The organism is Kribbella sp. NPDC026611 (genome assembly GCF_040638345.1).
GTDB lineage: Bacteria > Actinomycetota > Actinomycetes > Propionibacteriales > Kribbellaceae > Kribbella.
The window spans coordinates 233,140-245,362 of record NZ_JBEZYC010000010.1 but is presented as its reverse complement, the minus strand read 5'-3'; the positions used below and the strand labels follow the sequence as shown (position 1 = coordinate 245,362).

11 protein-coding genes are annotated in these 12,223 nt (G+C 68.9%); 8 read left to right on the top strand and 3 right to left on the bottom strand.

Going from position 1 to position 12,223, the window contains the following annotated elements; translation table 11 throughout:
- Nucleotides 1-1,168: 1,168 nt before the first annotated feature.
- On the bottom strand, nucleotides 1,169-3,109 hold the full coding sequence (locus AB0E69_RS34400; protein ID WP_360156011.1) for a M13-type metalloendopeptidase: 1,941 nt from the start codon (nucleotides 3,107-3,109) through the stop codon (nucleotides 1,169-1,171).
- Between the two features lie 127 nt (nucleotides 3,110-3,236).
- Between AB0E69_RS34400 and AB0E69_RS34395 the strand changes: the two genes are divergently transcribed.
- The gene (locus tag AB0E69_RS34395; protein ID WP_360156008.1) at nucleotides 3,237-4,259 is read left to right on the top strand and encodes a superoxide dismutase; all 1,023 of its coding nucleotides are present in this window, start codon (nucleotides 3,237-3,239) and stop codon (nucleotides 4,257-4,259) included.
- Here AB0E69_RS34395 and AB0E69_RS34390 read toward each other — a convergent pair.
- A complete protein-coding gene (locus AB0E69_RS34390) occupies nucleotides 4,243-4,530 on the bottom strand; it encodes an HU family DNA-binding protein (protein WP_360156005.1) in 288 nt (95 codons plus the stop codon). The genes AB0E69_RS34395 and AB0E69_RS34390 overlap by 17 nt on opposite strands.
- 81 nt (nucleotides 4,531-4,611) lie before the next feature.
- Nucleotides 4,612-5,397, bottom strand: coding sequence for a phytanoyl-CoA dioxygenase family protein (locus tag AB0E69_RS34385; protein WP_360156002.1), 786 nt, complete (start codon nucleotides 5,395-5,397; stop codon nucleotides 4,612-4,614).
- A gap of 235 nt (nucleotides 5,398-5,632) precedes the next feature.
- Here AB0E69_RS34385 and AB0E69_RS34380 point away from each other — a divergent pair, with 235 nt between their 5' ends.
- From AB0E69_RS34380 to AB0E69_RS34350, 7 genes are all read left to right on the top strand, one after another.
- On the top strand, nucleotides 5,633-6,661 hold the full coding sequence (locus AB0E69_RS34380; protein WP_360155999.1) for an LCP family protein: 1,029 nt from the start codon (nucleotides 5,633-5,635) through the stop codon (nucleotides 6,659-6,661).
- On the top strand, nucleotides 6,661-7,224 hold the full coding sequence (locus AB0E69_RS34375) for a DUF1990 domain-containing protein (RefSeq protein ID WP_360155997.1): 564 nt from the start codon (nucleotides 6,661-6,663) through the stop codon (nucleotides 7,222-7,224). The genes AB0E69_RS34380 and AB0E69_RS34375 overlap by 1 nt, the downstream gene beginning before the upstream one ends.
- Before the next feature lie 149 nt (nucleotides 7,225-7,373).
- On the top strand, nucleotides 7,374-8,051 hold the full coding sequence (locus AB0E69_RS34370) for a uracil-DNA glycosylase (RefSeq protein WP_360155994.1): 678 nt from the start codon (nucleotides 7,374-7,376) through the stop codon (nucleotides 8,049-8,051).
- Nucleotides 8,052-8,195: 144 nt separating this feature from the next.
- On the top strand, nucleotides 8,196-8,936 hold the full coding sequence (locus tag AB0E69_RS34365) for a DUF969 domain-containing protein (RefSeq protein WP_360155991.1): 741 nt from the start codon (nucleotides 8,196-8,198) through the stop codon (nucleotides 8,934-8,936).
- Nucleotides 8,933-9,904, top strand: a complete 972-nt coding sequence (locus tag AB0E69_RS34360) for a DUF979 domain-containing protein (protein ID WP_360155988.1) — start codon at nucleotides 8,933-8,935, stop codon at nucleotides 9,902-9,904. The genes AB0E69_RS34365 and AB0E69_RS34360 overlap by 4 nt, the downstream gene beginning before the upstream one ends.
- A gap of 17 nt (nucleotides 9,905-9,921) precedes the next feature.
- Nucleotides 9,922-10,890 (top strand): DUF2891 domain-containing protein, encoded by a 969-nt coding sequence (locus AB0E69_RS34355; RefSeq protein ID WP_360155985.1) that lies wholly within the window; start codon nucleotides 9,922-9,924, stop codon nucleotides 10,888-10,890.
- Between the two features lie 142 nt (nucleotides 10,891-11,032).
- Nucleotides 11,033-12,220, top strand: coding sequence for an ROK family transcriptional regulator (locus AB0E69_RS34350; protein ID WP_360155982.1), 1,188 nt, complete (start codon nucleotides 11,033-11,035; stop codon nucleotides 12,218-12,220).
- Nucleotides 12,221-12,223 lie beyond the last annotated feature (3 nt).

Sequence of the window (12,223 nt, the reverse complement as noted above, 5' to 3'; positions counted from 1 at the left end):
GGCACGTACGACGAGAGCCGGGTACGACGACTCTGAGTACGACGAGTCCGGGATACCACGGCTTGATGAGGTGCGCCGGACACGACACCAGACGGCCGCTGGCACGTACGACGAGAGCCGGGTACGACGACTCTGAGTACGACGAGTCCGGGATACCACGGCTTGATGAGGTGCGCCGGACACGACACCAGACGGCTGCTGGCACGTACGACGAGAGCCGGGTACGACGACTCTGAGTACGACGAGTCCGGAGTACCACGGCTTGATGAGGTGCGCCGGACACGACACCAGACGGCTGCTGGCACGTACGACGAGAGCCGGCTACGACGACTCTGAGTACGACGAGTCCGGGTACGACGGGTTGATGAGGTGTGCGGCGTACGGCTGGAGCGGATGTGTCGAGCCTCGCATGGCGTACCCCGGCAAGCAGCTCGAGCCGGGCAACATGTGTGACCGGCACACACGCGCAGCCGGGAAGGTGGCCAAATCGCGGAGCCCAGGTAAGCCCGGCACACAGGAGTAGCCGCGGAGCAGAGGTGACCGGGGAGCAGGTGAGCTCGGCGGGCCCGGCAAGCAGCTCGAGGCGCGGATCACGTACGGCCGGCGCACAGGTGCAGCCGGGGCGGTGAATCCAGTGGAACCGGGGAGCATGCGGAGCCGGCGTACCCGACTGACAGGTCGAGCGTGGAGCAGGTGTGACTGGTGCACAGGTGCAGCCGAAACATAGGTCGGAGCCCGAACGGGTGTAGCGGGGAACCCGTTGGCACCGCGGAGCAGGTGGGTCGGCGTACCCGGCAGGCTGTTCGGGCCGCTGAGCAGGTACAACCGGCACACGGGAGTAGCCGCGAAGCCTGTGGCCTGGGGAACAGGTGAGCCCGGCGGTACCCGGCGAGCTGTTCGGGCCGTGGAGCAGGTGTGACCGGCGCCGTGGCGCAGCGGAGACACGGCTGGAGCCGGCGTACCCCCGAGCGGTTCGCGGCGTGGAGCGGGTGTGACGGGTGCGCATGTGTCGGCGGAGACGCGGGTGTAGCTGGGAACTGGTGTGGGCCGGCGTGTGCGGGGTGGTGGGCGGATGTGGCGGCGGCCCCGACGGTGAGGGCTGGCGGGGCCGGGCACGACCGGTGGGTGCTGGGGTCGGCCTGAGCCGGCCCAGCCAACCACCTAGTGGCTACCAGATGCGGACTCGGTCTTCTGGGGACAGCCACATGGTGTCGGTTTCGGTGGTGTTGTAGGTGGTGTGGAATTCGTCGATGTTTCGGACTACTGCGTTGCAGCGGAATTCCGGGGGTGAGTGGGGGTCGATGGCGAGGCGGCGGGCGGCTTCTTCGGGGCGGGTTTTGGTGGCCCAGGCTTGGGCCCAGGAGGTGAAGAAGCGTTCGGCGGCGGACTGGTCGGGGGTTTCGTCGGCGGGCAAGGACAGTTGGTAGGCGACGTACGCGATGGAGAGGCCGCCCAGGTCGCCGATGTTCTCGCCCAGGGTGAGTTTGCCGTTGACCTTTTGGCCTGGCACCTCGGCCGGTTCCAGCTCGTCGTACTGCGCGACCAGCTTGTCGGTGCGGGCCTCGAAGGCCGCGCGGTCCTCGTCGGTCCACCAGTCGTTGAGGTTGCCGTCCTTGTCGTAGCGCGAGCCCTGGTCGTCGAAGCCGTGGCCGATCTCGTGCCCGATCACCGCGCCGATCGCGCCGTAGTTGGTGGCGTCGTCGGCGGTCAGGTCGAAGAACGGCGGGTGCAGGATGCCGGCCGGGAAGACGATCTCGTTCATCCGCGGGTTGTAGTACGCGTTGACCGTCTGCGGCGTCATCTTCCACTCGTTCCGGTCGACCGGCTGACCGAGCTTCGCGAGGTCCCGCGCGGTCTCCACCGCGACCGAGCGCCGGACGTTCCCGAACAGGTCCGCCGGGTCGACCGCCAGCGCCGAGTAGTCCTTCCACTCGTCCGGGTACCCGATCTTCGGCACGAACGTGCCGAGCTTCTCGAGCGCCCGCTGCCGGGTCTCCGGGCCCATCCAGTCCAGCGCCTCGATCCGCTGCCGGTAGGCGGCGACCAGGTTCTGCACCAGCTCGACCATGCGGGCCTTGGCGTCCGGCGGGAAGTGCTCGGCGACGTACAGCTTGCCGAGCGCCTCACCCAGCGACTGCTCGACCGCACCGACGCCGCGCTTCCACCGCTCGCGCAGCTCCGGCGCACCGGTCAGCGTCTTGCCGTAGAAGGCGAAGTTCTCCTCGACGAAGTCCTGGCTCAGCAGCGGCGCCGCGCTGTGCACGATCCGCCAGCTCAGCCACTCCTTCCACCGGTCCAGCTCGACCTCCTGCAGCGCGGCCACGGCCGCGGTGAAGAAGTCCGGCTCGCGCACGACGACCTCGGCGAACGCCTCCGCCGGTACGCCGGCCCCGGCCAGCCAGGTCGCCCAGTCGAAGCCGGGTGTCAGCTCCTCGAGCCCGGCCCGGTCGAGCTTGTTGTACGTCAGCTGGACGTCCCGGTTCTTCACCCGGTCCCAGTGCGCGCCCGCGACCCTGGTCTCCAGCTCCATGATCCGCTCCGCCGCACCGGACGGGTCCGGCAACCCGGCCAACTCGAACATCCGCGCGACGTGCGCGACGTACGCCGTCCGCGCGTCGGCGAAGCTGTCCTCGCGGTAGTACGACTCGTCTGGCAGGCTCAGCCCGCCCTGCATCAGGTAGACCACGTTCTCGTCGGACTTCTTCGCGTCCGCGTCGACCCAGTAGTGGAAGATGCCCGGCACGCCCTGCAGCTCGAGCTGCCCGAGCGCACCGACCAGACCGGCCAGGTCCTGAACTCCGGTGACCAGCGCGAGCTGCTCGGCGATCGGCTGCGCACCGAGCCGCTCGATCGTCTCGGTGTCCATGAAGCTGGTGTAGAGGTCGGCGATCTTGCGCGCCTCGCTGCCCTCGGGATGCCCGGCCGCGACGGTCTTCTCCACGATCGTGCGGACGTCCTGCTCGGCCGTGTCCCAGAGCGCGTGGAAGGCACCGTAGATGGCCTTGTCGGCCGGAATCTCGTGCTCCGCCAGCCACTCCGCGTTCGCGAACCGGTACAGGTCGTCCTGCGGCCGCACGCCGGCGGACGGACCCGCATTGTCGATAGTCATCCCTGGCCCCTTGTCCCATGTCGAGTTGCTGTCAGCGAACATACCCGGTTCGCCAGGCCCGTTTTGAACTTTCCACAGGCCAGATTCGTTCACCCGGTAGGAACCCGGATCAGGGAGGACCTCCGCCATGTCGCACCTCGTCCGTCGGCTGATCACCGTGGCCGGCGTGCCCGCGCTCCTGTTCGGCCTGGCGAGCTCGCCGGCCGCCAAAGCCGAGCCCGCCGCCGCAGCCGCCGCAGCCGCCGAGACCACCGCGATCACCTTCCCCACCAGGATCGAGCTGCCGAACGGGTTCCAGCCCGAGGGCATCGCGATCGACCACCTGACGGCATACTTCGGCTCGCGCGCCGACGGCGACATCTACGCCGCCGACCTGCGCACCGGTCGCGGCAAGGTGATCAGCCAAGGACCCGGCACCGGCTCGCTGGGGATGAAGGTGGACAACCGAGGCAGGCTCTTCGTCGCCGGTGCGAGCGGCGGCAACGGGCGTGTGATCGACACCCGCACCGGCAGGGTCCTGGCGAGCTACACGTTCACCAAGGCGTCCCCGACCTTCGTGAACGACGTCATCCTCGGCAAGGACGCGGCGTACTTCACCGACTCCCAGCAGCCGGTCTTCTACAAGGTCCCGTTCGGCCGCGACGGCAAGCTCGCGGCAAAGGCGCAGACCATTCCGCTGACCGGCGAGTATCAGCACCTGCCCGGCTTCAACGCGAACGGCATCTCGCTCACCCCCGACGGCCGCGCCCTGATCATGGTCCAGTCGTCGACCGGCTTCCTGCTCCGGGTCGACCCGCGGACCGGCGTGGTCCAGAAGATCGACCTCGGTGGCGAGCTGATGACGAACGGCGACGGCCTGCTGCTGGTTGGCACCCGGCTGTACGTCGTCCAGAACCAGTCCAACCAGATCGGCATCGTGGACCTGAACCGGACCGGCACGAAGGGCACCGTGGTCGACAAGATCACCAGCGCGGACTTCGACGTACCCACCACCGTGGCGGCGTTCGGCAACCGGCTCTACCTGCCGAATGCCCGGTTCAGTACGCCGCCGACGCCGGACACGCCGTACTGGGTCACCGCGGTCCAGGCGAAGCGGGACATGAGCCACTCCGACGATGCGGCCTGCGACCCGATCAGATTCCTGAGGTAGCTCGCGCCGCGGCCTTCAACCGGCTGCCGCAGGACAAGCGGACGGAGTACCCGGCCGGGATCGCCAGCGGCTCGCCGGTCTGCGGGTTGCGGCCGGTGCGCGGCGCGCGCAGCACCCGCTCGATGCTGAGCAGACCGGTCAGCGACACCTTGTCACCGCGCGCCACGGCTTCGGTGACGACGTCGCCGAGTGCGTCGAGGACCTTCTCGGCCTGGTTGCGCGGGATGCCCGCCTTCTGCGCGACGCCGGCGATCAGTTCGTTGCGGTTCACGGCACTCCTCCACTCGGTTCCCGTTCCGAGCGGCACCTTAACCGAAATGAATGTCGTTAGCGAGAAGCATCCGGATAGCGGTCAGAGCCCGTCCCGATCGTGCCAGTCGTGCTGCCAGCGGGCGTCGATCGCGTCGTCCGCCCGTTGGTAGCGGACGTCCGTGGACAGCCGCAGTTCGTCCGACACGTTGTCGAGGGCCGCGTGGATCGTGTGCGCGGTGTGCACGACCACGTCCCCAGCGGCATAGTCCGCAACCAGCCACCGGGCGTCGTACGACGTAGCCAGCCGCGGCAGGTCGGCCGTGATCGACGCGGCGGGGCGCTTCAGCCGCCCAGCGGCCTCCTCAGCGAGCACCCTGTGGTGACTGGCTTCCAGATAGGTCAGCCCACCGCGCTCAACCGGGCAGTCCCCCAGCGGTATCCACGCCGACAACACCTGGTCACTGCCGCCACGCAGGTACACCAGGTCGTAGTGCGCCTGCGTCGCCGTACCAATGCCGTTCTCGCCCGGTGCGGTCTGCCGGATGATCTTCCGCCGGTGCAGGAACGGCGTACCCCCGAGGAACCACTCGAACCAGCCCTTCAAGGCCGGCTGCGCACAGAAGGCGGCGTACTCCGGCCCCGGCACGACCTCCTCGAACAGCACGCGACGGTACGACGCTCTGTCCGTCACTGCACCCGTCAACCCGAGGTAGTACTCACGGAACGCCAGCACCACCACCGGATCCAGCAAACCGCTCAGGTACAGATACCCGTCCCGCATCAACCGCCGCCGCAACGCACCCCGATCCGCCCGCTCCCCGAGGGGCACAGCCTCCAGCAACCCAAGCCGCTCTTCCTCCAGCACATACCCGTTAGACGTAAGCACCCCTCCATCCCAGCCCAGCACCAAGTTCCCGACAACGCCGAGGGGCGCGCCCTCGGCTGTCAGCTCTGCAAAGGTTTTGCTTGTCGGGGAGGAGGTCTTCGGGGGCGTTTCGGTGGTCTGGTTCGGTGTGGGGGGTGATTTCCTCCGTTTGGAGGAGGCGGGGGCTACTTTCCGACGTGTAAAACCATTCAGTGGGGTGACGTGTTCGCGGGCCGGGCACCGATACGGTCGTGTCATGAGTGAAACGCAGCCCATCGACCCGCGCTACGCGAACCGGTCGCCGCAGCCTCGGACGGTCAGGCCGAAGAAGCGGCGCAACTGGTTCCTCCGGACCGTCGGACTGATCGTCCTGCTGTTCGTGCTCATGCTGATCGCGGTCCCGCTCTACGCCTGGAGCCGGATCGACAAGATCGACGCGATGCCGACCGGTGCGCGGCCGGCCGACACCCCGGGTACGACGTACCTGATGGTCGGCTCGGACGCCCGGGAGGACCTGAGCCGGGCCGAGCGCGCCCGGTTGCACACCGGCGGCAACGCCGGCCCGCCCCGGACCGACTCGATCATGCTGATGCACGTGCCCGAGTCCGGGCCGACCGTGCTGGTCAGCATCCCCCGCGACAGCGCGGTGAACATCCCCGGCGTCGAGGGCCGGCAGAAGATCAACGCCGCCTTCAACAAGAACCCGGCACTGCTGATCCAGACCATCGAGAACGTCACCGGGCTGCGCATCGACCACTACGTCGAGGTCGGCTTCGGCGGCTTCTCGTCGGTGATCGACAGCGTCGGCGGCATCAAGATGTGTTTGCCCAAGGCAATGAAGGACGACCAGGCACACATCAACCTGCCGGCCGGCTGCCAGGACCTGGACGGCGTGAAGGCGCTCGGGTACGTGCGCTCCCGGCACGCCGACGGCAAGAACGACTTCGGCCGCGTCGAGCGGCAGCGGCAGATGGTCGGCGCGATCGCGAAGAAGGCCAGCGCACCGTCCACGTTCCTGAACCCGATCCGTTACTACAACGTGGCGACCAAGGGTGTCGACGCACTGACCGTCGACAAGGACATGAGCCTGTTCGACTTCATCAAGTTCGCCCGGGGTATGCGGGCCATCTCCGGTAGCAGCGGAGTAACGCTGACCGTGCCGGTGAGCGGCAACATCCAGCTCGCCCACGGGCGCGGCGACGCCGTCAAGTGGGACACGGAGAAGGCCAAGGCACTCTTCAACGCCCTCAAGCAGGACAAGACGAGCGGTCTGAAGAGCAGCTGATGAGGCTCGAGGACCTGGCAGCCCTGCGGTTCACGTACGAGGTCGTCGGCTCGACGAAGGACGACGAAACGCCGCAGGGCTACCACCGGCTCGAGCACACGCGGCGGATCGGCGCGGGCAACGAGGTGTTCACCCGCGCCGTCGACGCGTTGCTGAGCTGGCGCATGCACCGCGCCGCCGGCCTGCCCATGACCGCGACCGACTCGCCACCGCGGATCGGCACCAACACGCTGGGGCACCTGGGACCCGGCCTGCTGGTCGGGCGCCTGCGCACCCTCGCCCCGTTCGGTGCGATCGGCCTGCCGATCCCCTGCCGCGTCGTCTGGACGGTCGACGAGCCGGACCGCATCGGCTTCGCGTACGGCACCCTCGAAGGTCACCCGGAGGCCGGCGAGGAGTCCTTCGTCGTCACCCGCGACTCCGACGGCGTCCACTTCGCCATCCGCGCCTACAGCCGAGGCGCCTCCTGGTACGCGCGCCTGGGCGGCCCCCTGACCCGCCAGGCCCAGCAGTACGCCGCCGGCCGCTACGCCGCGGCGCTACAACGCCTGGCCACCACGTAGCCGCGCATAGCAAAGGCCCCGCAAGCTCATACCGTGCGGGGCCGCAGCATTTGTACCTTGCGGACCTGCACCAGCGCTTGAGCGACACGCGAACACAGGGCGACAACCCGAGGTGCACCACACTGCGCAGTACTGCGAGACTGTGGCGGGTGAGCCCGAAGACGTTGGCGGATTTGGTGGCACCGGACTGGGCCGAGGCGTTGGCGCCGGTCGAGGACACGGTCACGAAGATGGGTGAGTTCCTCCGTGGCGAGATCGCCGCGGGCCGGGGCTATCTACCGGCCGGGGAGAACGTCCTGCGGGCGTTCCACCGGCCGCTGCAGCAGGTCAAGGTGCTCGTGGTCGGCCAGGACCCGTACCCCACGCCCGGTCACCCGGTCGGGCTCAGCTTCTCGGTCGCGCCGGACGTCCGGCCGATCCCCCGCAGCCTGGCCAACATCTACCGCGAGCTGATGGCGGACGTCGGCGTACCGGCGCCGTCGAACGGTGACCTGACCCCCTGGGCCGACCAGGGCGTGCTGATGCTCAACAGAGTGCTCACCGTGCAGCCCGGCAAGTCCGGCTCGCACCGTGGCAAGGGCTGGGAGTCCGTCACCGAGCAGGCCATCCACGCGCTGGTGAACCGCGGCGGCCCGCTTGTCGCGATCCTCTGGGGCCGTGACGCCCAGACGCTCAAGCCGATGCTCGGCAGCACGCCGTACGTCGAGAGCGCGCACCCGAGCCCGATGTCCGCCGACCGCGGTTTCTTCGGCTCCCGCCCGTTCAGCCGGGTCAACGCCCTGCTCGCCGACCAGGGCGCCGCCCCGGTCGACTGGCGCCTGCCCTAGCCCGTTCCGAGCGGCAATCGTTCTCCCCCGGGGAGAAGTTTGTTCGAATGATCCATTGCAGGATCGTTCAACAATCTCCTATGGTGAGCGGAATCACCCTGTAGGGATACGCCCTCCAACACCGTTCCGTCCCCGGGAGGAACCATGTGGGTTCTGCTCGCCATCGCGGTGGTCGTCATCGGGTTCGCACTCAAGCTGAACTCGATGCTGGTCGTCACCGCGGCCGGCATCGTGGCCGGCCTGATCGGCGGCCTGTCACCGGTCAAGATCCTCGACGCGTTCGGCGACGGGTTCGCCGGCAGCCGGTCCGTCACCGTCTTCATCGTCACGCTGCCCGTGATCGGGCTGATCGAGCGCTACGGCCTGCAGCACCAGGCCCGCAAGCTGATCAGCAAGCTCCGGGTCCTCACCACCGGCCGGCTACTGGCCCTCTACATGCTGATCCGGCAGGGCACCGCCGCGGTCGGCCTGACCAGCATCGGCGGGTACGCGCAGGCGGTCCGCCCGCTGATCCACCCGATGGCCGCCGGCGCCGCCGAGCGCAAGTACGGGAAGCTGCCGGAGCGGATGCAGGAGAAGATCAAGGGCTTCGCCGCCAGCTCCGACACCGTCGGGGTCTTCTTCGGCGAGGACATCTTCGTCGCGATCGGCTCGATCCTGCTGATCACCGGCTTCGTCGACACCACCTACGGCCTCAAGCTCGAGGCGATCGACATCGCGGTCTGGGCGATCCCGACCGCCATCTGCGCGCTGCTCATCCACGGCACCCGGCTCTGGCTGCTGGACCGCACCCTGGACAAGATGGCCGCCGAAGCCACCGCCGACACCGGCACAAAACCGGGCACGAGCACAGACACCGGCAACACCGAGGAGGTGGCCCGGTGATCAAGGTCGAGTGGTTCTACTGGCTCTGCGGGATCTTCTTCGTGCTGATCGCGCTGCAGGTGCTCAACGACCGCAGCAACCCGAAGCGGATCGGCAGCGCGGCGTTCTGGGGCATCCTCGGGGTCTCGTTCTGCTACGGCACCTACGTGGTGCACAAGGAGGCGCCGTCCTGGCTGCTCGGCATCGCCGTGATCGGGATCGCGATCCTCGCCGGCGCGGGCTTCCCCGGCCGGGGTAAGGAGCAGACGACGACGCCGGAGGAGCGGGCGCGCTTCGCCGACCGGTTCGGCAACAAGCTCTTCCTGCCCGCGCTGGTGATCCCGGTGGTCGCGGCGATCTTCGGCGCCTGGCTCGCCAAGGTGAAGCTGGGGAGCGGCAAGCTGCTGCTGGAGACCGGTTCGGCGACGATCATCGGCCTCGGCGTCGCCTCGATCCTGGCGCTGATCGTGGGGCTCGTGCTGTTCAGGCCGAAGTCCCCCGCCGTACCGCTGCACGAAGGCCGGCGGCTGCTCGAGCACATCGGCTGGGCGGCGATCCTGCCGCAGATGCTGGCCACGCTCGGTCTCCTGTTCACGGCGTCCGGCGTCGGCAAGGCCGTCGGCCGCGTCACCGACCACGTGATCCCGAAGGGCTCGCTGATCGCCGCGGTGGCGCTGTACTGCATCGGGATGGCGATCTTCACGATGATCATGGGCAACGCGTTCGCTGCGTTCCCGGTGATGACCGCCGCGGTCGGCTGGCCGCTGCTGGTGCAGCAGTTCCACGGCAGCCCGGCGATCGTGTTCGCGATCGGGATGCTGGCCGGCTTCTGCGGCACGCTCTGCACGCCGATGGCCGCGAACTTCAACCTGGTCCCGGCCGCACTGCTGGAGATGAAGGATCAGTACGGCCCGATCAAGGCCCAGATCCCGACCGCAGTACCGCTGCTGGCCTGCAACATCGTCCTGATGTACGTCTTCGCCTTCTAGCCACCACAAGGAGCGTCATGAAGTACGCCGCCGCCTGGGCCGACATCGCCTGCCAGGTGCTCGAGACTCCGTACCCGTACGGTTCCTCGCACGCGTCGCTCGGCCCGGACGACGTCGACGTGACGCCGGACCGCCTGTTCCCGGCCTTCCACGGGTCGTACGACTGGCACTCCAGCGTGCACATGCAGTGGTCCCTGACCCAGCTGTTGCGGCTGGCACCGGAGGAGGTCGGCGAGCGTCCAGCTGAGCTGCTGGACCGGCGCCTGACGCCCGAAAACATCGGCGTCGAGGCTGCCTACCTCAAGGGCCGGCCGGGGTACGAGCGGCCGTACGGGTGGGCGTGGGCGGCCATGCTCGTCGCCTCCGGCCGTACGACGAAGTGGGCGGAGGCGCTCGCGCCGCTCGGTGACGTGATCGCGGACCTCGTGCTGGCGTGGTTGCCGAAGCAGGCCTACCCAGTGCGGCACGGGGTGCACCTCAACACCGCCTTCGCCCTGGCCCTGCTGATCGAGGCGTACGACGAGCTCGGCCGGGCCGACGTGGTGGAGGCGGTGAAGGCTCGGGCAGTGGAGTGGTTCGGGGACGACACTGCTTACGACACACGGTTCGAGCCGTCGGGTACTGACTTCCTCTCGCCGGCCTTGTCTGAGGCGGAGCTGATGCGGCGGGTGCTGCCGGAGGTGGAGTTCAAGAGCTGGCTGTCCGCGTTTCTCCCAGGACTGGGTGACGATGGTGCGCACCGAGGCCTGCTCGAGGTGCCGGCTACTGATGACTCGGGAGACGGGCAGTTGTCGCACTTGGCCGGCCTGGCGTTGTCCAGGGCTTGGCAGTTGCGAAAGCTTGCAGCGGTCTTGCCGGACAAGGCTGAAGCGCTGAAGGCGGGTGCGGATCGCCAGGTGGCGGCCGTGCTGCCGACGGTGACGGGCGGGGATTTCATGTCGACGCACTGGCTGGTGTCGTTCGCTCTCCTGGCCGACCAGGCGTAACGCCACCCCCCAACTCGCGCCCGTTGATTGACAGCGGGCGAGGTCCCCCGTACGGTCTCGGGTTAATAGGAAGCTTTCCTAACAGTTCGCGTGATCAGCGCGCCGAGTACCCGCGAGCGGCGAAGGGAGGCAGGGTTGGGTCATGGCAACAACACCCGGCACCCCGCGCCTGCTGCGCGCGATGAACGACCGCGCCGCCCTGGACCTGCTACTCAGCCAGGGACCGCTCTCCCGCACGACCCTGGGCAACCTGACCGGCCTGTCCAAGCCGACCGCGTCCCAGCTGCTCGCGCGGCTCAAGGCAGCCGGTCTGGTCCGCCCCAGCGGCACGACGGCGGGCCGCCCCGGCCCGAACGCGCAGCTGTACGAGATCAACGGCGACATCGCATACGTCGCCGGCCTGGACGTGACGCCGGCGCGGATCCGCTCGGCCGTCGCGGACCTGACCGGCAAGGTCGTCGGCAGCTACGAACTCCCTACCCCGGGCCGCAGCGCCAAGGGCACGGTCGAGCGGGTGATCAAGGCGCTCGAGGGTGCCGCCAAGGACGCGGGCCTGCAGCGCGAGAGCCTGCACCGGGTCTCGATCGGTACCCCGGGTGGTTTCGACCCGACCACCGGCCGGCTGCGGTACGCCACGCACCTGCCCGGCTGGCACGCCCCGCACCTGCTGGAGGAGCTGGCCGCGGCGATCGCCGTACCGCTCGAGGTGGAGAACGACGTGAACCTGGCCGCGATCGCGGAGCAGCGCGTCGGCCACGCCCGGGAGAGCGACAACTTCGTGCTGCTCTGGGGCGACGAGGGCATCGGCGCGGCGATCGTGATCAACGGCCGGCTGCTCCGCGGCGCGACCGGTGGCGCCGGCGAGGTCGCGTTCCTGCCGCTGCCCGGTACGCCGCTGGTGCGCAACGTCGGCCGGAACAACGCCGGCGGCTTCCAGGAGCTGGCCGGTGGCGAACCGGTCCTCGAACTGGCCCGCGAGCACGGCCTCAAGGCCCGTACGCCGGAGGCCGCGATCGCGGCCGCGCTGCAGACCGAGGGTGCGGGCGACGCCGTACTGACCGAGTTCGCGCACCGGCTCGCGGTCGGTCTGGCCGCCATCGTCGCGGTCGTCGACCCGGAGCTGATCGTCCTGGCCGGTGGCGTGATCACCGCCGGCGGCGAACGCCTGCGCAGCCTGGTCCAGGACGAGCTCGCCGACCTCACCGTGCCGCGGCCGCAGCTGCTGATGACCGCGATCGGCACCGACCCCGTGCTCTCCGGAGCGCTGCAGTCCGCCCTCAGCACCACCCGTGACGAGGTCTTCGACACCGCAGGACCACCAGTCAGCTAGGAG